Source organism: Streptomyces sp. NPDC002787, assembly GCF_053592095.1.
Genome location: NZ_JBSFVC010000017.1, coordinates 151394 through 173809, shown reverse-complemented (window position 1 = coordinate 173809; position 22416 = coordinate 151394). Strand labels below are relative to the sequence as shown.

General features: G+C 70.6%; 14 protein-coding genes and 3 pseudogenes. 9 read left to right on the top strand and 8 right to left on the bottom strand.

Annotated features, from left to right (window positions below):
• Positions 1-84 precede the first annotated feature (84 nt).
• Entirely contained in the window at positions 85-1212 is a 1128-nt protein-coding gene (locus ACWD26_RS24590) for a polysaccharide pyruvyl transferase family protein (RefSeq protein ID WP_451273442.1), read from the top strand.
• 108 nt (positions 1213-1320) lie between these two features.
• On the opposite strand, the gene ACWD26_RS24585 is transcribed toward ACWD26_RS24590, so the two are convergent.
• A complete protein-coding gene (locus ACWD26_RS24585) occupies positions 1321-3261 on the bottom strand; it encodes an amylo-alpha-1,6-glucosidase (protein ID WP_451273440.1) in 1941 nt (646 codons plus the stop codon).
• Positions 3258-4808, bottom strand: coding sequence for an MGH1-like glycoside hydrolase domain-containing protein (locus ACWD26_RS24580; protein ID WP_451273438.1), 1551 nt, complete (start codon positions 4806-4808; stop codon positions 3258-3260). The genes ACWD26_RS24585 and ACWD26_RS24580 overlap by 4 nt, the downstream gene beginning before the upstream one ends.
• A gap of 154 nt (positions 4809-4962) precedes the next feature.
• On the opposite strand from ACWD26_RS24580, the gene ACWD26_RS24575 reads away from it, so the two are divergent.
• The 7 genes and pseudogenes from ACWD26_RS24575 (at position 4963) to ACWD26_RS24545 (ending at position 14173) form a co-directional block, all read left to right on the top strand.
• Positions 4963-6183 carry an ROK family protein gene (locus tag ACWD26_RS24575; protein ID WP_451273436.1) on the top strand — a complete coding sequence of 407 codons (1221 nt, stop codon included), beginning with the start codon at positions 4963-4965 and terminating at the stop codon, positions 6181-6183.
• A gap of 498 nt (positions 6184-6681) precedes the next feature.
• Complete coding sequence (ppdK, locus tag ACWD26_RS24570) at positions 6682-9429, top strand: pyruvate, phosphate dikinase (protein WP_451273434.1); 2748 nt, start codon at positions 6682-6684, stop codon at positions 9427-9429.
• Between the two features lie 281 nt (positions 9430-9710).
• On the top strand, positions 9711-10133 hold the full coding sequence (locus ACWD26_RS24565; RefSeq protein ID WP_451273432.1) for a hypothetical protein: 423 nt from the start codon (positions 9711-9713) through the stop codon (positions 10131-10133).
• Positions 10134-10197: 64 nt separating this feature from the next.
• A complete protein-coding gene (locus ACWD26_RS24560; protein ID WP_451273568.1) occupies positions 10198-10884 on the top strand; it encodes an ABC transporter ATP-binding protein in 687 nt (228 codons plus the stop codon).
• Complete coding sequence (locus tag ACWD26_RS24555) at positions 10881-13169, top strand: FtsX-like permease family protein (RefSeq protein WP_451273430.1); 2289 nt, start codon at positions 10881-10883, stop codon at positions 13167-13169. Before ACWD26_RS24560 ends, ACWD26_RS24555 begins: the two co-directional genes overlap by 4 nt.
• A gap of 134 nt (positions 13170-13303) precedes the next feature.
• Positions 13304-13743, top strand: a pseudogene (locus tag ACWD26_RS24550) (SUKH-3 domain-containing protein).
• Positions 13744-13819: 76 nt separating this feature from the next.
• Positions 13820-14173, top strand: coding sequence for a hypothetical protein (locus ACWD26_RS24545; protein ID WP_451273428.1), 354 nt, complete (start codon positions 13820-13822; stop codon positions 14171-14173).
• 1039 nt (positions 14174-15212) lie between these two features.
• Here the strand turns inward: ACWD26_RS24545 and ACWD26_RS24540 are convergent.
• Positions 15213-15445 (bottom strand): annotated as a pseudogene (locus ACWD26_RS24540) (GNAT family N-acetyltransferase); the annotation flags it as partial.
• A gap of 382 nt (positions 15446-15827) precedes the next feature.
• Positions 15828-16071: pseudogene (locus ACWD26_RS24535) on the bottom strand (IS256 family transposase); the annotation flags it as partial.
• A 222-nt stretch (positions 16072-16293) separates the two neighbouring features.
• Between ACWD26_RS24535 and ACWD26_RS24530 the strand changes: the two are divergent.
• On the top strand, positions 16294-17466 hold the full coding sequence (locus ACWD26_RS24530) for a WD40/YVTN/BNR-like repeat-containing protein (RefSeq protein WP_451273578.1): 1173 nt from the start codon (positions 16294-16296) through the stop codon (positions 17464-17466).
• A gap of 132 nt (positions 17467-17598) precedes the next feature.
• Here ACWD26_RS24530 and ACWD26_RS24525 read toward each other — a convergent pair whose 3' ends face one another.
• The 4 genes from ACWD26_RS24525 to ACWD26_RS24510 form a co-directional block, all read right to left on the bottom strand.
• Positions 17599-17829, bottom strand: a complete 231-nt coding sequence (locus ACWD26_RS24525) for a hypothetical protein (RefSeq protein WP_451273426.1) — start codon at positions 17827-17829, stop codon at positions 17599-17601.
• A 700-nt stretch (positions 17830-18529) separates the two neighbouring features.
• Positions 18530-19687 carry an alkaline phosphatase PhoX gene (locus ACWD26_RS24520; RefSeq protein ID WP_451273424.1) on the bottom strand — a complete coding sequence of 386 codons (1158 nt, stop codon included), beginning with the start codon at positions 19685-19687 and terminating at the stop codon, positions 18530-18532.
• Between the two features lie 200 nt (positions 19688-19887).
• Positions 19888-21447, bottom strand: coding sequence for a sensor histidine kinase (locus ACWD26_RS24515; RefSeq protein WP_451273422.1), 1560 nt, complete (start codon positions 21445-21447; stop codon positions 19888-19890).
• Positions 21444-22046 carry a winged helix-turn-helix domain-containing protein gene (locus ACWD26_RS24510; RefSeq protein ID WP_451273566.1) on the bottom strand — a complete coding sequence of 201 codons (603 nt, stop codon included), beginning with the start codon at positions 22044-22046 and terminating at the stop codon, positions 21444-21446. The genes ACWD26_RS24515 and ACWD26_RS24510 overlap by 4 nt, the downstream gene beginning before the upstream one ends.
• Positions 22047-22416 lie beyond the last annotated feature (370 nt).

The window sequence follows — 22416 nt, the reverse complement described above, 5'->3', positions numbered from 1 at the left end:
CGGTTCTGCCAGTGTTCCGGTCGTTGTGCGGCTGATTTCCGCCATCTCGGAATGAGTGGCGAAATGTCCGGGTAGCGCGTTTCGGTGTGCGGAGCGAATGAGACACCGAGGAAGCCGGCGCGGTCGACGCGGAAACCGTCGGCGCCGCCCGCCTACGTCCCCCACTGCGCGCACCACGTCTCGTACGTCCTCACCGTCCTGGACCGGCTGGTCCCGGCCGGCACCCGGTGCGCGGTCATCGGCGCCCCGCTGAACTCCGACGTCGGCGACAGCGCGATCTGGCTCGGCCAGCGCGCGCTGCTCGGCGCGCTCGGGGCCGAGGTGCGCTACGCCTGCGACCTGGTGTCGTACGACGCCGGGCAGCTGGCGGCCTGCCTCCCGGACGGGCCGATCATGCTGGCGGGCGGCGGCAACCTCGGCGACCTGTGGGAGGACAGCCAACTCCTGCGCGAACAGGTCCTACGGGACTTCCCGGACCGCCGGATCGTCCAGCTGCCCCAGTCCGTGCACTTCACCGACCACGCCAACCTCACCCGGGCCCGCCGCGTCTTCGACGCCCACCCCGATCTCACGCTGCTGCTGCGCGACCGGCACAGCCTGCACCGCTGCCGCACGGTCTTCGAGGCACCCGCGCTGCTCGCCCCCGACCTGGCCTTCGCCGTGCCGCCGGACGCGCTGGCAGGCGGCGGCACGGTCGCCCATGACGTCGTCTGGCTGGCCAGCGAGGACAAGGAGCCGGCGAAGGGCCCGCCGGCCGGGCGCGGCGCGACCCGGCGGGAGCACGGCGGCCCGTACGTCTTCGACTGGACCCGGGAGGGCGCCGACGCCGGCTGGCGCCAGGCCAAGGAGGCACTGTGGCGCGGCCGGGCACGGGCCCTGTGCCGCGCCGCCTCCGGCGATCCGCCCGGCGCCGTCCCCGCCCTCCTCGCCGCCTACGACGGCCTGGCCCGCCTCCAACTGGCCCGTGGCTGCCGCCTGCTGACCGCCGGCCGGGTCGCCGTCACCGACCGCCTCCACGGCCACGTCCTCGCCCTCCTCCTCGGCCTCCCCCACGTCCTGGTCGCCGACCGCTACGGCAAGGTCCGCAGCTACTGGGACACCTGGACGGCCCACAGACCCCCCACCACGGCCTGGGCCTGGACGGAGGCGGAGGCGAGGCAGACGGCGGGAAGGCTGCTGGCTGACCTCCGGGCTGAGAGGCAGGGGGTGTAGCCCATGCCTTTCAGGGCGCGGGGCTGTATCGATATGCGGCTCCGCCGCGTGGGCGCGAGCAACCACGACGAACCCGCAGCCCGCCAACGACCCCCACCTCAACGGCGCTCACGCACCCCCCACCGCGGTCAGCAGAGCCAATGGCGCCGCCGCGGACCGCGCCTCCCGCACACACGCGTGCGGATACGGCACCGGCTCCGCATGCGTGTCCCGCCCGTACCCCGCGAGAACCTCCGGCAGCCGATGCCCCGCTGCCGTCGCCGCGTCCACCATGCCGGAGGCCACCGTCCGCGCCTCGTCATGCAGTCCGTACCGCGCCAACCCCAAGGTGATCAGCGCGTTGTCGTGCGGCCAGACCGACCCCCGGTGGTACGACAGCGGGTGATACGCGGGCTGCCCGGAGGCCAGGGTCCGCACGCCCCACCCGGAGAAGAAGTCGGGTTCGAGGAGCCGCCGCCCCACCACCTTCCCGTACTCCTTGTCCAGCAGCCCCGACCACAGCAGATGCCCCGCGTCCGAGGCGAGGGCGTCCACCTGCCGGCCCTCACCGTCCAACGCCAGCGCGGGAAAGGCGTGTTCGGGCATCCAGAAGTCCTGCTGGAAACGGTCGCGCAGATCACCGGCGGCCTGCTCCAGGAGCGCCGCGTACACCTGGTCCTCCCAGACCGTGCGGGCCAGCGCCGATGTGCGGCGCAGCGCGTCGTACGCGTAGCCCTGCGCGCCCGCCGCCATCACCGGCCCGGTGGCGGGACGGCTGCCGTCGGCGGAGCAGATCGAGCCGGGGGAGTCCTTCCAGTTCTGGTTGGCGAGGCCGCCCTGGTCGGCGCGGTAGACGAGATAGCCGCGGGAGGTGAGGCCGCCGTGGTCGAGCATCCAGCCGATCGCGGCCCGCGCGTGGGGTTCGAGGCGGCGGGCCAGGGTGACGTCCCCGGTCTGCTCGACGTACGCGCCGAGGAGGACGAGGAACAGCGGGGTCGCGTCCACCGAGCCGTAGTAACGCCCGTACGGCACCTGCCCGAAGTGCGCCAGCTCGCCGTGCCGCACCTCGTGCACGATCTTGCCGGGCTGGGCGACGGAGTCGACGCCGACCTCGGTCGCCTGGGCGGCGGCGAGCGCGAGCAGCGTGGCGGCGGCCGGCTCCGGCCGGTAGGGGAGCGTGAAGAGGGAGGTCAGCAGGGCGTCACGGCCGAGGAGGGTCAGGAACCAGGGCGCTCCGGCCGCGGGCACCCGGAGCGTCTCGCCGTCGGGGCCGGTCGCCGGGACCTGGAGCGCCGCGAGGTCGGCGAGCCCGCGTGCGCAGGCCGCCGCCAGCTCCGGCCAGCCGGTGGGGAAGGCCACGCCCTCCATGAAATCGCCCTCCACGGCGAGGAGTTGATCGCGCACGGCGGCCGGGGAGCGCGGCACCCGCAGTGCCCGTCGGTCGCCGTGCGAGCGCGCCATCACCCGCAGGGTCAGCTCCGCCGAGCCGTGCGGAGCGACATCGAGGGCCCAGACGAGCCGCCGCGCGCCCGTCCCGGTCTCCTCCACGCTGTCCGGCGCGGGCTCGGCCGTCACCGTCGTAGAGGACTGCCACTCACCGCGCCGATAGGTGAACTCCACACCGTCGTCGAGGACTTCGCGGCTTCTGACGACACCGCTCTTGGCGTACGTACGGAAGTCGGAGCGCAGCTCGAACTGGTCGGTGAAGTCGGCGTCCACGGTCATCGCGATCCGGACCGTCGTCGCCACCGGGCGGTTGCTCGTGACCCGCAGCGACTCCACGAACGCGCTGTCGCAGACGGCCTGTTCACGGAAGAGCGTGTACGCGGGCGGCTCCCGGCGCCCGCCCCGGGGCACGAGCACACAGCGCGCGGTGTCATCGTCCGCGACGGGTGTGAGCGTCTCGGGCACCGCGCCGTCGACGGTCAGCTGCCACCGGCTCAGGTGCCGGGCGTCCCGGACGAACAACCCGTCCGGGGAACTGCCGCCCCGCACCCCGCTGATGTCGCCGCCGTCGCTCACGGCGGCGAACGTCCCGCCGCGCACGAGCAGGTGATGCCGGTCCGTCATCCCCGGTCCCCTCCCTTGTCACCCATGCCGAACCTGACCTTGTCGTCGTGGTGCCGTCCGTCGCCGGCTTCGCGGTCACCGTCACCGGTGCCGTCGTGGTCGCGGTCGTGCGCGTGCCGGTGGCCGTGGTCGTCCTGGTGCAGCAGGTCGAGAGTGAGCGCGGCCGTCCAGCTGAAGCCGAGCGTCCCGCAGGCCTCACCGGTGTACGGGTCCACGTACTCGGCGAACCCGGAAGCCCCCGCCGTCTCCAGCAGCGCCGCCCGCAGCGCGTCGGCCCGCCCCCACTCCCCGTGCAGCCTGAGTCCCCGCTCCAGCATCCAGTTGGTGTTGAACCACGCCGGACCGCGCCAGTAGCGGTGCGGATCGAACGCCTCTCCGGTGAGGTCGTACGACGGCACGAGCCGGGTGGTCTCGCCCAGCCCGAAACGGGGGCCGTGGACCGTCCGCACGAGCGCGCCGGCGATGTCGCGGGGCAGGCCGGGGAGCAGGAGGGGGAGGAGCCCGGAGACGCCGCGCTCGGGGACGAGGGCGTCGGTGGTGGCGTCCCGGCAGAAGAACATCCCCTCCGCCGGGTCCCACAGCCGCTCCACCAGCGCCGCCGTCAGCCGCTCCGCGCGCGCGTGCCGGGCCGTCCCCGGCGCGCCCAACTCCTTCGCGATACGGGCCAGGGCGTGCTCGGAGGCGATGAGCAGGGCGTTGAACGCCGGGTCCTCGACGGCGAACTCGCCCGCCCCGGCCCCGCTTCTCCCGCCCACCCGGTCCCGGTACCCGGCGTCCCGGTAGTCCGTCGCCAGCCGCACGTACCGTCCGTAGTCCAGATCCGTCGGCCGGTCCTCGGCGGCGCCGTGGTCGAGGTCGGCCCGACGGAACGAGCGGGCCGGGGCCGGGGTGATGCGGGCGAGGGGCGCGTCCCAGGTGGGGCTGTTGTCCATGCCCTGCTCCCAGGGATGGACGACGGAGGCCAGTCCGCCCCGGCCCAGGTCGCGGCGGTCCAGCAGATAGCGGTGCCAGGCGGCGAGCCCCGGATACACCCGGGACAGGAAACCGCGCGCCCGGGACAGCCCGGGGTCGGCCCGGTGCACCAGCCACGCGGCCAGCGCGTGCACCGGCGGCTGCACGATGCCCGAGGTCTGCGGGGCGCGCGGGGCGCCCGTGGCGCGCCCCGCGGTCGAGGAGCGCCAGAAGTCGGGGCTCGGGAAGTACGCGTCGAGCGGCACGGAGGGGTTGAAGACGATGTGCGGGATCCGTCCGTCGCCCCACTGCGCGGACAGCAGCGTCTCCAGCTCGGTCTGCGCCCGCAGCGGCGACAGATGGCGCAGCCCGATCGCGACGAACGCCGAGTCCCACGACCACTGGTGCGGATACAGCTTGTGCGACGGCACCGTGGACCGGCCCGTCCAGTTGGCAGCCAGCACGTCCGCCGCCGCGCGGTGCAGCGAACCGGCCGAGGCGGCCGAACCGGCCGAGGCGGCCGCATCGTATACGTCCGCTTCGCGAGGCACGCTCGTGCCTGGTCGAAGAGGCGTGAGCTGGGTTGTGCGGTCCACGCAGGGCTCCCTGAGGACAAGGTGCCGACCGGTTCGGCAGTAGCTACCGTAGGGTTACGTCTATTTAACACGCAAAACTCAATATGTAATGCAGAGTTGGTGAGCGCAAGAGGGTGCGCGGCAGCGGATTCCCGGGGCCCGCGACAATGGCGGCATGAGCAGAAGGGCCGTGAAGGTGGGCAGTCACGCCGGTGCCGGAGATCTGCTGGAGCTGGTCCGCAGCGGCCGGGCCACCACCCGTGGCGCGCTCCAGCAGGCCACGGGCCTGTCCCGGGCCACCGTCGGCCAGCGCCTGGACCGGCTCTTTCGCGCGGGCTGGCTCCGCGAGGGCGCCGGCGGCCCCGTCGACTCCCCGCTCGGTGGCCGCCCCTCGATCACCCTCGAGTTCGACGACGAGCACGCGGTCGTCCTCGCCGCCGACCTCGACACCCGCCACGCCCGCGCCGCCGTCCTCTCCCTCACCGGCGAGATCCAGGCCGAGCACGCCGGCACCCTGGTCATCGAGGAGGGCCCCGAGGCCGTACTGGACGAACTCGGGCGGTGGTTCGCCGAGCTCCTGGAGAAGGCCGGCCGTCCGGCCGACGCGGTCTGCGGCATCGGCCTCGCGGTCCCCGGCCCGGTGGACAGCGACACCGGCCGCGTCGTCCAGCCGCCGATCATGCCCGGCTGGGACGGCTACGACATAAGAGGCCGCCTGGCCCGCGCTTTCACCGAACACGCGTCCGGCCTGGCCGGGATCCCGGTGCTCGTCGACAACGACGCCAACCTCATGGCGTACGGCGAACAGCGCACGGGATACGCCGACTGCTCGGCGTTCGCGCTGGTCAAGGTGTCCACGGGCATCGGCGCGGGGGTTGTGGTCGGGGGCTCGATATACCGGGGCGTCGACGGCGGCGCCGGCGACATCGGCCACATCCGGGTCCCGCAGGGCGCTCAGGCGCTGTGCAAGTGCGGCTCGTACGGCTGTCTGGCGGCGGTCGCGAGCGGTGGCGCCGTGGCGCGACGGCTGGCGGAGGCGGGGGTTCCGGCGGCCTCGGGATCGGATGTGCGGGATCTGCTGACCGCGGGGCACCCCGGGGCGACGGCGCTCGCACGGGAGGCGGGCCGGGTCGTCGGGGACGTCCTGGCGACGGTCGTGACCCTGCTGAACCCCGGCGTCCTGATGATCGCCGGGGATTTGGCCGGAACCCCCTTCGTCACGGGCGTTCGCGAACTGCTCTACCAGCGGGCCCTGCCCCGCTCCACCGCCCATCTGGACGTGGTGACGTCGCGGTTGGGGGAGCGGGCGGGCCTGGTCGGGGCGGGTGCGCTGGTCGTCGAGCACCTGTACGCGCCGCGGCGGGCGGAGGAGCGGCTGGCGGCGTTGGGGGTGTGAGCCGGTCGTGTGAGCCGGTTGGGCGGTTGTGCGAGCCGGACGTGTGGCCCCGCCCTCGGGGGGCATGGTCGTATGGCGCCCGAGTCCTGTGACGGGCGTGTTTCCGTCCCGGAGACCGGTCCGCATGGTGAAATCCGGGGCCCTCGAACCGCGTGATTCTCGCCACCCCTGATAGGGGTTGCGCTCAGATGAGCGAATCGTGGGCGACTCCGCGACTTCAAAGGGTGGCACTCGGTGCCACCCTTTGATCGTTCATCGAGCGAACTCGTGCGTGTCGATTGCCGCTCATGTGAGCAAAATAGCGGTCGGGTGATGCTGGTCGCGTTCAAGAGGTGAACGCATTCCGCCGTCGTTCCTTGCCAAGCCTTGACTTTCGATGTCCTGGCGGACGGGTGGTTACAGGCGCATGACGCGCAAGTGGACGTACCCAGGTGCCTTCGATCTGGGTATGTTCCTCGCCGTCAGGGCAGCCACCGCGTCCTCAAGGAGTTGGGACCTGTGTCGGAAAACAAAGATCCCCACGTAGGCCACGAAGCTCAGCGCGTTGAGGGCGTGAAGTTCGTCTATGACTTCACCGAGGGCAACAAGGACCTCAAGGACCTCCTTGGCGGCAAGGGCGCGAACCTCGCCGAGATGACCAACCTCGGTCTCCCCGTGCCCCCCGGCTTCACCATCACCACCGAGGCCTGCAAGGTCTACCTCGACAGCGGCGACGAGCCCGTGGCACTCCGTGACGAGGTCAGCGCCCATCTCGAGGCCCTCGAAGAGAAGATGGGCAAGAAGCTCGGCCAGGCCGACAACCCGCTCCTCGTCTCCGTCCGCTCCGGCGCGAAGTTCTCCATGCCCGGAATGATGGACACCGTCCTCAACATCGGCCTCTCCGACAAGTCGGTGAAGGGCCTCGCGGACCAGGCCGGCGACGAGCGCTTCGCCTGGGACTCCTACCGCCGGCTCATCCAGATGTTCGGCAAGACCGTCCTCGGCGTCGACGGCGACCTCTTCGAGGAGGCGCTGGAGGCGGCGAAGACGGCCAAGAAGGTCGTCGTCGACACCGAGCTGGAGGCCGCCGACCTCAAGAAGCTCGTCACCAAGTTCAAGAAGATCGTCAAGACCGAGGCCGGCCGGGACTTCCCGCAGGACCCGCGCGAGCAGATGGACCTCGCCATCCACGCGGTCTTCGACTCCTGGAACACCGACCGCGCCAAGCTGTACCGCCGCCAGGAGCGCATCCCGCACGACCTCGGCACGGCGGTCAACGTCTGCTCCATGGTCTTCGGCAACCTGGGCCCCGACTCCGGCACGGGCGTGGCGTTCACCCGCGACCCCGCCTCCGGCCACCAGGGCGTCTACGGCGACTACCTGCAGAACGCGCAGGGCGAGGACGTGGTCGCGGGCATCCGCAACACCGTCCCCCTCGCGGAGCTGGAGTCGATCGACAAGAAGTCGTACGACCAGCTGATGCAGATCATGGAGACGCTGGAGAACCACTACAAGGACCTCTGCGACATCGAGTTCACCATCGAGCGCGGTCAGCTGTGGATGCTGCAGACGCGGGTGGGCAAGCGGACGGCGGGCGCGGCGTTCCGCATCGCCACGCAACTCGTCGACCAGGGCCTGATCGACGAGGCGGAGGCCCTCCAGCGCGTGACGGGCGCCCAGCTCGCGCAGCTGATGTTCCCCCGCTTCGACGAGGACGCGAAGGTCGCGCAGGTCGGCCGCGGCATCGCCGCCTCCCCGGGCGCGGCGGTCGGCAAGGCCGTCTTCGACTCGTACACGGCGGTGAAGTGGTCGCGTTCGGGCGAGAAGGTCATCCTGGTCCGCCGCGAGACCAACCCCGACGACCTCGACGGCATGATCGCGGCGGAGGGCATCCTGACGTCGCGCGGCGGCAAGACGTCCCACGCGGCCGTGGTCGCGCGAGGCATGGGCAAGACGTGCGTCTGCGGCGCCGAGGAACTGGAAGTCGACACCAAGCGCCGCCGTATGACGGTGCCGGGCGGCCATGTGGTGGAGGAGGGTGACCTCATCTCCATCGACGGTTCGTCGGGCAAGGTCTACCTGGGCGAGGTCCCGGTCGTGCCCTCTCCCGTCGTGGAGTACTTCGAGGGCCGGATGCACGCGGGTGCCCAGGACGCCGACGAACTGGTCGAGGCGGTCCACCGCATCATGGCCTTCGCGGACCGCAAGCGCCGACTGCGGGTCCGCGCCAACGCCGACAACGCCGAGGACGCGCTGCGGGCCCGTCGCTTCGGCGCCCAGGGCATCGGTCTGTGCCGTACGGAGCACATGTTCCTCGGCGACCGCCGTGAGCTGGTGGAGCGCCTGATCCTGGCGGACACGGAGGTGGAGCGCGAGGAGTCCCTGAAGGCGCTGCTCCCCCTCCAGAAGCAGGACTTCGTCGAGCTGTTCTCGGCGATGGACGGCCTGCCGGTGACGGTCCGTCTCCTCGACCCGCCACTGCACGAGTTCCTCCCGGACATCACGGAGCTGTCGGTCCGCGTGGCCCTCGCGGAGTCCCGCCAGGAGCCCCACGAGAACGAGCTGCGCCTGCTCCAGGCCGTCCACCGTCTGCACGAGCAGAACCCGATGCTGGGTCTGCGGGGTGTCAGGTTGGGCCTGGTCATCCCGGGCCTGTTCACGATGCAGGTACGGGCGATCGCCGAGGCGGCGGCCGAGCGGAAGAACGCCAAGGGCGACCCGCGCGCCGAGATCATGATCCCGCTCGTCGGTACGGTGCAGGAGCTGGAGATCGTCCGCGAGGAGGCCGACCAGGTCATCGCGGAGGTCGAGGCCGCGACCGGTACGTCGCTGAAGCTGTCGATCGGCACGATGATCGAACTCCCGCGAGCGGCCCTGACGGCGGGCCAGATCGCGGAGGCGGCGGAGTTCTTCTCCTTCGGCACGAACGACCTCACGCAGACCGTCTGGGGCTTCAGCCGCGACGACGTGGAGGCCTCCTTCTTCACGGCATACCTGGAGAAGGGCATCTTCGGGGTGTCGCCGTTCGAGACGATCGACAAGGACGGCGTGGGCTCCCTGGTGAAGCTGGCCGCCGAGGCCGGCCGTGCCACCCGCCCCGACCTCAAGCTCGGTGTCTGCGGCGAGCACGGCGGTGACCCGGAGTCCGTCCACTTCTTCCACGAGGTGGGTCTCGACTACGTCTCCTGCTCCCCGTTCCGCATCCCGGTGGCCCGCCTGGAGGCGGGGCGCGCGGCCTCGCAGTCGGCGGGCAGCGACCACCGCTGACCCGAGGCTCGCGCCTCGCGCCTTGAAAACCCCGGAACCGCCGCTTGTCCCCGACCGACCCTCACCGATGGGCGGCGGTTCCGGCTCACGAAGAGAGGGCGGCACCCCGTGCGGGGGGTGCCGCCCTTTCGTTCGTCTGTCGGGGCCGCGCTGCTGTGCTGCGGCGATCACCTGATGTGATGGCGCTGCGAAAGAAGATCGTTTCTCTATGCGTGTGACACATTACATTCCGTGATGTGCGGTGTGTCGACAGTGACGGCCGCCGAATCACGGAGGCATGCATGAAGAAGGTATGGGTGGGTGTCGCGGCGGCTGGTCTGATCCTCGGCGCGTCGGTGACGGCGTTCGCGGCATCGGTGAAGGGGGACATCCCGCTGCTCCATACGGCAGGCGTGGAATTCAGGGGCGGTGAGTACAAGTTCAACGAGCCCGGCACCAACCACGGAGCCTTCGAATGGTGGGGGAGGCTCAAGGACAAGTATCCGAATGACGGTCACAACGTCTATGTGCAGGTACGGGTCGAGGGGCACGGCTGGGCCCGCTACTACGGCAAGCAGCGGGCGACGGTCTCGATGCACCACGCCGACTGGGACGGTGCTCAGCGTTACACGGACAACGCCGAGATCCGCGTGTGTCGTGACCGGGGTTCTCTGCGGCCGGACAACTGTTCCCCGACGCAGAAGTACGCGTACAGGCGCGACTGAGCCTGGCCATTGTCCAGAGCCCAGGCACCAACGCCTGGGCTCGTACTCTTTCTAGGGGAACAAGATCAATACGTCAGAAGTCCTGTCTGCGAAGGGTGTTGACCTCTTCTATGGGGAGACGCTTGCTGTCAGGAACGCGGAGATCTCCCTCCGGCGGGGAGAAGTGGCGGCAATCACCGGGCAAAGCGGGTCCGGCAAGTCGTCGCTGTTGTACTGCCTGGCCGGCGTCCTGCCGGTGGCCTGCGGCGAAGTCCGCTTCGAGGGGCGTTTGCTCGCGGACCTCGATGACGAGGAACTCAGTGCGCTGCGACGCGAACGGTTCGGTTTTGTCTTCCAGTACGGCGAACTCCTGCCGGAGCTGACCGTCGAGGAGAACACGGCACTCCCCCTCCGGCTGGCAGGGCAGCGCAAGGCCGAAGCGCTCGTCGCCGCCGGCGAGGTCCTTGGACGGCTCGGCCTCGCGGAGCTGCGTGAGCGGCGGCCGTCCCAGGTGTCCGGAGGCCAGAGCCAACGCGTCGCGGTCGCACGTGCCTTGGTGCACAAGCCCGCCGTCGTCTTCGCGGATGAGCCGACCGGCTCGCTCGACAGTGCCAATGCCACGGCCGTGCTGGAGGAATTCCTGGCCCTTGCCCGGTCTCAGGGCACGGCCGTGGTGCTGGTGACCCATGACGCCCAGGTGGCGGCCTGCGCGGACAGTCGGTACACCATGCGCGACGGTGTGCTCTCCAGCCATGTGCGGGAGGCGCCGTGACGGAACTCTGCCTGGGCCTACGGCTGCTGCTGGGAAGTGGCCGAGGGAGCCGGGTGCGTTTCCTGCTCATGGTCGTGGGAAGCGCCATCGGGGTGTGCTGCCTGTCCGTCGTCCTCGCGATCCCCGGGATCCTTGCCTCTCAGGACGCACGCAAGGCGGCACGCCAGCCCAACTGCTCGAACGGGCGCGGTGTCTGTACATCAACTGTGGGGGACAGCTTCGCGCTCAACCGACTCGACCCCTATGGTTCGGAGCCCCTCACCCGGATCTTCGTGGCCGTGGGGAAGAGGCGCGTCGATCCGCCTCCTGGCATCTCCGCACTTCCGCAACCCGGACAGGTATGGGTCTCGCCGCGGCTTCACGACCTTCTCCGTGATGACCCTGGTCTTGCCCGACTGCTCCCCGGTAGGGAAACAGGGACCATCTCAGCCGCAGGGCTGGCGCATCCTGACGAGTTGTACGCGTACATCGGCGTCAGCCATGGCGAACTCAAGGGCGGTGCTCGCCTGACCGCCTTCGGGGCCGCATATACGAGAGATCCCACCGTGGAACCCTCGACACTCGGCATCCTCCGCTTCACCCTGGCCGGTGTCGTACTGCTGCCGCTGGCCGTCTTCCTCTCCGTCTGCGCCCGACTGTCCGCCGCGGCTCGGATCAGACGACTCGCGGCGTTGCGACTGCTGGGACTGAGCCGAAAGGGGACACAGCGCGTCAACGCGGCCGAGACGGTCGCGGCCGCCCTGCTGGGTGCGGTCGTTGGCTTGGGCGCCTACTGGACACTCAACCAACTCGTCGCGCGGGTCGGACTGCCGGGATTCAAGTGGTATCCGTCCGACGGCGCGTTGCCTGTGTCAGCGCTGCTCATCTGTCTCGTGGGCTGTCCCGCGCTCGCGTGGTTCGTGGGCCGGGCCGGAGCGCGGAGAGCGGCGACCGATCCGCTGGCCGTGCGGCGCAACGCGGTGGAGAAGCCACCTGGCATGTGGGGTCTTCTGCCGCTGGTACCAGGACTGGCCATCGTGATCGGGTACTGCGTGGCCGGTGCGACGGGGCACATCCCCGAAGACACCTCACTCTCCTCGATCCTGATCCCCCTCGCCGTGGTGTCGGTCGGCGCCGGACTCGTCCTGACCCTCCCCCTGCTCTCGCGCACCCTCGCCCGCAAGGTGGCTCGTTCCACCGGCTCGCTCTCCCTCGGTCTCGCCATGCGGCGCAACGAGGTGGAACCCGGCGGTGCCCTCCGTGTGGCAACCGGGCTGGTGCTGCTCGTCTATGCGGCTTCACTCACACAGGGGGTGCTCGTCGAACTGGACCAGGTGTCCAAGAACACCTCACCCATCCAGGTCTACAGCATGTCGCTCGATGACGTCTCCCCGGAGAAGCAGCGTGCCCTTACACAGGTGTCGGATGTCCGTAGCGACGCGGTCTTGGCGTACTCGTGGACGAAGCCCTTCACGAACGCGCCGAGCGTCAGTGCCGTGTTCGCCACTTGCGACCAACTGCGCAGGGTGGCTTCAGCGCTCGACAACTGTGTGGAAGGACATCCCGCACGGCTGATCGTTCCCGATCAGACCTACGACGAGCCCAGCAAGCCAGGAAGCCGTTACCCCTTCCACCTGCGGAACCCTGAGGGACAGCGTCACATCATGACGGTCCGCGTGCCGCGGCAGACGGTCCGCTACCACGACGCGTCGGGGTTGCCGGTGATCGACAGCGGTGCCGTTCTGATTCCTCCGTCATCCCTGCCGGCGGGCTTCCGCCCCCAAGAGGCCACCCTCGTTCTCGTCAGTGATTCGGCCGGGGAGAGCGTGAGTGCCGTGCTTGAAGGGATCGCACGCGTGGACCCGACGATCGAGGTCATGACCGAGGGTGTAGACGTCGCCTCACTGCAGCAGATCACCGTCATCAAGACCCTCCTCGCCGTAGGCATGGTCCTGGGCCTGGTGATCGGTGTCGCCGCCTACGTGGTGGCCGCCACCGATCGCGCCGTCGAACGCCGACCACAGGTCACCGCGTTGACCCTGCTGGGTGCGCGCCCCCGCACCCTGCGGGCCGTCCAAGTGGCGCAGCTCGTGCTGCCCTTGGCCATCGGACTCGCCCTGGCCGTGGTGACCGGCAAGATGGCCGAGTCGAGCTATCTGGTGACCGGCGGTGGGGCCGTCTACTGGGACGGGGACGGGGTGCCGCTGTTGTTGGTGTGTGCGGTGGGGGCCGTGGCTGTGGCCGCGGTCGGGGCGTTGCCGCTGGTCGGGCGGCGGATCGACCCCGAGCTGATCCGGAGGGACTGAGTGGTGGTGAGGTGAGGAAGGGCGGCGCCCCCTGCGGGTGCCGCCCTTTCGCGTATCGAGGCTGAAGTGTGGCTGGTTCCGCTGCGGTGTGCGAGCAGGGCCTTGACTGGCACTCGTCGTTCTCCATCGCACCGATGGCCGAGGGCACGCCCAAAACCGCTTCGCAGAGAGGTACTTGGCATCGGAAGATACGGGCAGCGCCGTGGGACGAGTTCGAGGGAACCGGAGGGATCGTGATGCACGATGCCGCGCAGAGGTTCCTGGAGGAGTTCGGTGGACTGACCGTGGTCGTCAACGGCCCGGGATCAGCTGTGCGCGCACGCCGTTCGAGTTGGATCCGGATCTGGCCGTGGGCGAGGAGGACCGGTTCTCGGAGTGGGGCGAGACGATCGGCCGGTCTCCCTTCCCGCTCGGGGAGCTCGATCACGGCCGGTTCTTCCTGGGCATCGACGAGGTCGGCGAGATCCACCTCGTGGAGGGCTGGATCGCCGGCTTCGGGCCGATGCCGCAGGCCCTTGAGAACCTGGTCCTCGGGGTGACCGCTCGCTCGATCGATGCCGGTGGCGCGCTGTAGGGGGAGGCTGGGTACCGTCGTGGTTTCGGTTGGCCGAGCCGTGGTTGCCGAGTGGGTAGAGAGCGATGGGAAATCCGTGAGCAGGCAGCTGGAGACGACCACACTGTGGCGGCCCACCGGTCCCGTCGAGTTGGAGTTGGTGCGGGAGTCGGGATGGCGGGCCTGGCCGCCTCGGCTCCCTGAGCAGCCGATCTTCTATCCGGTGCTCAATGAGGCCTACGCGGTGAAGATCGCTCGGGACTGGAACGTGAAGCACGACGGCGCCGGGTTCGTGACGCGGTTCGAGGTCGACGCCGAGTTTCTGCGCAGGTATCCGGTGCGGCAGGCCGGTGGCGAGTCGATACTCGAGTTGTGGGTGCCGGCGGAGGAGCTCGGGGAGTTCAACGAGCACATCGTGGGGGAGATCGAGGTCGTCCACGAGTTCCGTTGACGCCCAGTGAGTTTCGCTCGGGGCCCGGTGGGTTTCGTCGCGCGTCATGGCCGTCGTCGCTCCCCGGGCCTAGGAGTTGTCTTCAAATGTCACGCCCACATCAGGAGCGAGGCGAGGGTGACGGCTGCCTGGTAGGGCTCGGCGGTCTTCTCGTAGCGGGTGGCGATGCCTCGCCACCGCTTCAAGCGGTTGCACGTTTCGCCGCTTGTAGAGCTGCTTGTCGAAGGCGGGGCGCTGGCGGCACCCCGCCAGATGGCCCCGCGCCGGTCGACGGATTCCGCGACGAGGGTCCAGCGGCGGGCGTCGACGGCCGGGGCGGCCCGCACGGGACGTCGGCATCCTGGACGTGCCGTTGTTCCGCGAAGGCGACAGCAACACCTCGCCAAGAACCAGGCTGGGAGGTGGTCGGCCGAGCCACGTCGGCCCATGGCGCATCACCCCTCACGTCGGCGGCGCGCCAAGCCGTTGCGGGGCAGCCGTTCTGCCGTCTCGCGTGAGGGGGGCGGGTGGCTTGCTAGCCACCCGCGCGGTGTGCACCTACAACGGTGTGTGTCTGGCGGATGCGGTCAGCGACGGCCGCGGAATTTGCCCAGCAGGCTCTTGGCCTGGCCCCGACGACGGGGGTCGGCAGCGGCCCGCCGCGCCTGCTCGGCCGTACGACGCCCTTGGGGGCTCCTTGCGAACTGCTTGATACGTTCCATCATGCGTGGCATGCGGTTCCATCCCCTCGGTACCGGCGAGTGCCTTCCTCGACTCGACTACCCCTTGTGGGACGACTCAGCCGTCCCAGTGGCTGGGATGTGCGGCTCGTGGACGGGACAGGGGGTGGGCGGCGTGGATGTCCCCCGTAGTCTCCCGACGTCATTCACTGTCACAGGGCAGTGCCCGTTTGAATCCAGGGTCGGTAGGACACGAACGATCCGGGGGGAAGTGCCCGAGCCCCTGCCGGCCGCGGCACGACACCGCGAGGTCTGATCAGCCGAAGGCCCCGACGAGTCGCACACCGTCCTCGCCGAATCGGTGCATCGCCCGGCCCCGACTCGACCAGGCTGAAGACACGACGGTAACCGGCTGCGAGCAGAAGTGCCGTGGCGTCCTGCTCGGAAGCCACGGCGTTCGCGCCGATCACTGCCGCCGCGTCGTTCCACGCTGTTCGGCAAAGTGGCGGATCCGCTGTTCGGTCCAGCTCAGCATGGCTGAGCCGATGCATGCTCGGGGCAAGAAGTAGCCGCGGTGGAGGTAGAGCCGCGTATCGTCCCGCTCTTGCCACCAATGGCGCTGTGGCCTTCATCGTCGCGGTACGGCCGGAACCCGCAGCCGATCGGAAGGCCATGTCCTGGCGTGCCACCCGACATGACCGGATGATCTCGAACTTGAGGCAGGCGCCGCCCCCTATCCATGCAGCGGCGTCTGCGGCCGTTCCACGAGCTGGCCGCGTTCAAAGCGGGTCCGGTCCCGGCGCGGAGAAGGGCGACGGCGGGGGGCGAGTTCAACGCCCGACAACGGGCCTGGACGGACTCGACGAGCCTGAAGACCACGGCCAGGTCGGCGGCGGGAGAGGCACCGCGAGTGCCCCTGGTCCGCAGCCGGACGGTGTAGAAGGCGGACTCGATCGATTCCTGGTCCGCGGGTGGATCCAGTGCTCGGCCGGGAGGTCACCCGACGACAGGCGGTGTGGGTGGAGCAGTGGCAGCACCTCTCTGACCGCCGGGGGCTTGCGGCACCAAGGCGGCAGGATCGCCTAGGAGAACCGCTTGCGCTCGCCAGTGGCCTCGTCGACGAGCGTGTCGTTCAGGCGTGGGACCTCGACCGCGACCGCACCGGCCGTGGTGGTGACCTTCCGAGGCTGGTGGTAACCGTTGCCGGACCACGAGCCGTCGCCCGGTCGTGTCCCGCTGGTCGCCGAACGGGAATCGCGATCGGGTGATCGCTGCGCAGGCACGGCGACTGAGGCCTCCTGGGCTGCCGCTGCTCGCGGTGCTCTTCTCTCCGGCAGTACGACGGTTCGGGCGCCTGAAAAATGGTTCGGCGAGGAGTGGAACCCGGACCCGGTCTGCGGTGTACCAGATGTAGCACGTGGCAGCCGGCCACCGCAGATCGGGGGATCCATGAGGGCTCATATGCTGAGGGCGCTGTTCGGGGCTGTCGCCGCAGTCCTGCTCCTGGCGGCGTGCGCCGTCGAACCGGCGGGCGGGTCGGCGGGTAACTCCGTGAAGCCCGGCCGAACCGCCGTCCATCCACCGCCCATCCCGTCGGCCCCCGGCCTCCCGGGATGGTCCCACAGCCTCGGCTTCGCCGCGGACGGATCCGGCTTCGCCCTCCTTGCCGAATGCACTGACGAGCGTTGCCGTCAGCATGTCGCCGTACTGGACAGGAACGCGGGGAGGTGGCGCCTGGCCGAGTCCCCGTTGCCGGATGTGATGGGCGACTTGGGCATCACCGCGGGGCTCCATGTCCTGGGGGCGGGCCGCGCCGTCATCATCGACCATCAGGAGGACTGGACCCGACCGGGTTCCACCTGGTTCACCCGCGACGGCGGCGGTACCTGGACGGCCGGCACCCAGAAGCCGCGGGGCACCACGGCGACGGTCCCCGAGGGTGCCCTCCTCGTCGACGAGTGCTTGGAGCTGGACGCGTCCGACCCCGCCAACACCTGCGCGCGCAACCGACTGCTCGTCGTGATGCCGGACACCGGCGAACACCGCGTGCTGGAGCGGCAGCCGCCACTGAAGGGCGTCCTCACACCCAGCGGCGACGTGGCGCGTAACGCGCTCTTCGTGTCCGGCGAAGACCCCGAATCCGGCCTGCCGACACTGGCAAGGAGCAAAGACCGCGGCCGCACCTGGCATCTGACCGATATGGCGAGCGCCTCGAAGGAGGGGCGGGGTTTCCAGGTCGTTGCCGGAGGGGGCGACCTGTACGCGCAGCAGACGGGCCGGCTCCCCGACCACGAAGGGGTGAAGAACGGCCTCCGCGCGCTCCACACCAGCGCCGACGGCGGCCACACCTGGACCCGCCTATGGACCTACCGCGGCGGCATCGAGCCGCTCTCCTCGCTCGGAGACGTCGTCGCGGCCGACGACGGCAGCCTCACGGTGTACGGAGAGCGTGGGGTATGGCGGAGCACCGATCGCGCCAGGACGTTCCAGCGGATCGGCGGTACGCACGGCGCGGCGGGGTCCATAACCAGTACCCCGAGCGGCTGGCTGTGGGCTGACAGCTACGGCAACGGGCACTACCGGATATCCACCGACGGAATCCACTGGCAGGAGTTCACCGTCGGTTCCGACTGAGCACTGTCACCACCGGCTCGACGGCGGTCGACACCGGGGGCCGTGAGTGGATCACAGCGTGCACGACAAGGTGAGGTCGACATGGACGACGAGGCCCCAGCCGCTTGCGGTGGCGGTTGCCGTGGAGACAAGTCAGATGAGGAATGCCCCGGCGAGCAGGGTTATGCCGAGTGTCTGACGCAGGCTTTCGGTCAACGCCGTCAACGCCACGGCGGTACAGACGAGGACGGTCAGGATCACCTGACCCGCGACGCGGTGCCGGATACGGCACAGGCGCTGTTTCGACGAAGGCTCTAGCGATGAGGGTGGCGGGACGATGTGGAGCAGCAGATGCTTGCCGAGATAGTCACTGATGCGTTCCACAGAGGCCTACCGCCCCGTCATCGTCGCGCCCGGCGGCGCGCGACGACCAAACGCATGGCCAGAGCGACGGCCAGCAGAGCCCAGGCCACGGCGCAGTACCCCCAAGCGGTCGTTCCCCGCACGGCACCGACGGAGGTCCACACCGTCCACAGGACGACCACGACACACAGCGCGGTCCAGGCGATGTCTGCGATAGGGGTAGGTAACTGGGCGCGCTGTACGGTCCCGCGTTCGAGTGTGCCAAGCCCCGACCGGTGTGGTGTCTCCCATCGCTTCATGGATGACTCCTCCTTGTTGGCGGTGTGGGTGTTCCGGGTGCCCCGAGGGTGGGGCACCAAGCGGTGAAGTGCCGGGTCAGAAGCGGAAGGCGGAGCTCCGTGGGTGCCGGGTTGATGACGATGGAGCTCCCGAGGTAGCCGGTGCCGCCGGTCAGGCCAGCGATGGCGGTAGGCGGGGAGGGGGCCGCGTGCTGTGCGCTGGCTGGGGCCGACGTCGTTGCCGCGCTGAGCTGGGATGGGATCTTCGCGGCCGTCCTGGCCGACGCCGACGCGGAGGGCCGGGTCGACTGGTCGATGGTGAGCGTCACGAGTACCGCATGCCGCCAGGAGAACCAAAGTTTTGCGTGGAAATGGGTTCGGTGAATTCCGGGGAGCGCGGAGCAGGGGGGCGCCCCCTGGCTCCGCGCTCCCGAGTTCTGTCGTCAGGTGCGGAACGGGCCCGTCACCTCGTAGGTGATGCCGCCCGATGAACTGCCGCTCGTGCCGCGCTGGCTGGAGAAGTACAGGCGGCGGCCGTCGGGGGAGAAGGCGGGGCCGGTGATCTCGGAGGAGGACTGGCCGTCGATGCGGAGGAAGGGGGCGATGACGTCGTTCGGGGTGATGACGCAGATCTCCATGTTGCCGCCGTCCTCCGCGACGAAGAGGTCGCCGGAGGAGGTGCCGGTGACGTTGTCGACGCCGGTGAGCGGAGCGGTGCCACCGGTGACCAGGGAGTCGTCGTAGGCGAGTTCGATGGTCTGGGCGGCCGCGTTGTACTGCCAGACGCGGTTGTCGCCCTTCGTCGTGAACCAGCAGGTGTCGTCGGCGTAGTAGCAGCCCTCGCCGCCGTTGAAGCGCTTGGCGCCGGAGACCTGGTTGCGGGTGGCGGTGGCGCCGGTCGGGTCCGGTACCCGGGACCAGGTCACCGGGCCGCTGGTGCCGGTGCCGGCGACCAGGACCTCCAGGGTGCCCGAGGACAGGTCGCCCCAGGTCGTCGGCCGGAAGCGGTAGAAGCAACCGTCGGTGACGTCCTCGGTCATGTAGATGACGCCACGGGTGGGGTCGGCGGCCGCCGCCTCGTGCTTGAAACGGCCCATCGCGTCCCGGCGGACCGCCGCCTTCACGCCCCACGGGTCGGTCTCGTAGACGTAGCCCCGGTCCACCTCCTCGCAGGACAGCCAGGTGTTCCACGGGGTCTTGCCACCGGCGCAGTTCTGACGGGTGCTGGACAGGATGCGGTACGCGGACGTGACCGTGCCCGTCGAGGAGAACCGCACCGCGCTCGCGCCGCCGGACGGATTGATCTCGGAGTTGGAGACGTAGATCCAGCCGGTGTCGTCCGCGTAACAGGCGCCGCCGTCGGGGGCGTTGTGCCAGGTGTACGACGTGCCGGGCACCGTCTGGCCGGAACGGGCGATCACCCGGCTGGTGAACCCGCTCGGCAGTCTGATGCCGTTGGCGTTCGGTGAGCCGAGGGCCCCGTAGGGACCGGCGCCCGGCTGGGCGGGCGCGGCATACGCGGCGCCGCGCCACAGGGTCCCGCCGAAGACGGTCGATGTGCCGCCGAGAACGGCCGCGCGCAGGAGAGTACGACGTTCCACTGTCGCTCCAAGTAGTGCCTTGACCGGCCCGCCTGCCGGTCGGCGGCGGGGTCGCGCGGTGTTGGAACTTAGGGGAGCATGGTTGACGGGGCATGGACAGTCCATGACTCCGCGGCGGCGTTCACAGGTGGTGCGTGGGCGACGCACAGGCGGGGGCGGGCCGGAGGCCCGAAAGCGGCGCCGGGAACCGCGCGATCCGCTCACGCCGGCAGCGGTGGGGCCTCGCGGCGGCGCTGGTTCGGGCGGCCTCCGAAGCCGTGGCCGTGGGTGTGGGGCGGGGGTTCCGCCGACGGCAGGCGGACGACGGCGTCCAACCCGCCCGTGGTCGCCTCGCGGAGCGACACCTCGCCGCCGCTGGCGTGGGCGAGGCGTTGGACGAGGGTGAGGCCCAGACCCGACCCGCCCTTGGGGGCGCCGGGTGCGCGCCAGAAGCGGTCGAAGGCCCGGGCCCGCTGCTCGGCCGTCATCCCGGGCCCCTCGTCGGTGACATGGAGGTCGACCCAGTTGGGCCGGGCGTCGCGCAGCGGCCGGCGGGCGGGGACGTGGAGCCGTAGCTCCATGGTGACCGTGCTGCACGCCGGGGAGGTGCGCAGCGCGTTGGAGAGGAGGTTGTCGAGGATCTGCTCCACGGCTCCGGGCACGGCCGTCACCGGGCCGACCGTACCGGCGAAGAGGACGAGCGAGACACCCTCCCGTTCGAACAACGGCGCCCACGTACGGTGCCGTTCCGCGCAGATCGCGCCCAGGTCGACCTGTGCCGGGGTGGCCGCCGTCTCCTCCAGGCGGGCCATCGCCAGCAGGCCCTCGACCATCCGGGCCAGCCGGTCCGTCTCGGTGACGGCCGCGTCGAGGCTCGGCCGGGCGCGCCGGGCGATGTCCGGCTCCAGGTTCTCCAGCCGTAGCCGCAGCGCCGCCAACGGTGTCTTCAGCTGATGCGAGGCCTCGCCCGCGAAGGCCCGCTGGGAGGCCAGCAGATGTTCGAGGCGGGCGGCGGTCGTGTTGAAGGCCGCCGCGAGGCTCCGTACCTCCGGCGGGCCCGAGGTGACCACCACACTGGTGGCCGCGCCGCCCTCGGCCAGCCTATGCGTAGCCTCCTCCAACTGCCGGATGGGGCGGCCCGTCCAGCGCGCGAACGCGAACGCCACCGCCGCGACGCCGGTCAGCACCGCGAGCCCCACGAGGGCCAGCAGCAGCCAGACCGCGAAGACCCGCGCGTGCACCATGGTCGTGGGGAGGGTGACGCGTACGGCGCCCTGGGTGGGGGCGGTTGTGGTGGCGGCGGCGGTGGCGATGGAGGCTGTGGTGGTGCCCGTGCCCGTGTCCGCGCCCGCGGTCGCCGTCGTGTGGCCGACCGGGGCCGCGACGGACAGGTAGTGCACGCCGCCGGTCGTCGTCGTACGGACGTCCGTGGTGGCCCGGCCCCGGAGCGCGGCGGAGATCTCGGGGAGGGAGGACAGGGTCTGTTCCTCGTCGTCGGACAGGGAGTGCGAGGAGGCCAGCAGACTCCCGTCCGCGTCGACGATGACGACCTTCCCGCCGATGCGCTCGGCGCAGTGCCTGGCCCGTTCGACCAGCTCGTCGGGGCGGTGGGCGGCCAGGGACAGCGCGGCGTACGCGGCGACCGACTCCGCCTCGTCGTTGGCCGAGTTGACGATCCGCTCGCGTTCGGCCCGTGAGTAGACGAAGCCCAGCGGGATCTCCAGGCCGAGCAGGACCAGGGCGGCGAGGCTGAGGTAACTCAGCAGCAGACGGCGGGTCATGACGCCCTGGACTCGGTTGTGTGGTCCCTCCCCGACGACGCCCCCGCCTGCCCACGCCCTCGCCCGCGGCCGGGCCCATGACGCCGGGGCTGCCCCTGACCCGGCCCGGGGGTGCGTACGGCGAGCCGGAAGCCGACACCACGCAGGGTCTGGATCCACGCCGGGTCGCCCAGCTTGCGGCGCAGGGTCGCGACATGCACGTCCAGCGTCTTGGTCGGGCCCTGGTAGTGCTCGTCCCAGACGCGGTTGAGGATCTGCTGCCGGGAGTAGACCGCGCCGGGGTCCTCGGTGAGCAGCGCCAGCAGTTCGAACTCCTTCGGCGTCAGCGCGACCGGCACCTCGCCCACCCACACCTGCCGGGTCCGCCGGTCCACGACCAGCGGGCCGGGCGGCGGAGCCGAGGCGTCACCGGCCGCCGTCGCGTCGGAGGGGGTACGTGGTTCCGGCGGGGCCTGCTCGTACGACGGGGGCTCGTAGGCGGGGCGCTCGTAGGCGGGGGAGTCGTAGAGCGGCGTCCCGTGCGCTGGGGTGCCGTGGGCCGGGGCGCCGTACGTCTGGCTCCCGATGGCGGGAGTGCCGTGCGCCGGGATGCCGTACATCTGCTGCGCGCCGTATGTCTGCGCGCCGTATGTCTGCGTGCCGTGCGGGGGAGTGCCTTGTGTCGCGGCGCCGCCACCGCCGCCGCCGAAGGCAGGCGTCCCGAAGGCCGCGTTGTCGGGGACGGCCGGGGTTCCGTGCGCGGGGGTTCCCTCGAACGGTGCTCCGGAGGCCGAGTCGAACGGCGCTCCCTGCACAGAGGTCGCCTCGAAGGGTGCTCCTCGCATCGGCGTTCCGTGCGCAGGCGTTTCCGAAGCGGGTGTCTCATGCGCGGCCGACCAGTCGTACTCGGACCCGCCAAGCCCCGACCCGCCACGCCCGGCACCGCCAAGCCCGGCACCGCCAAGCCCGGCATCGGCGGCAGACCGGCTC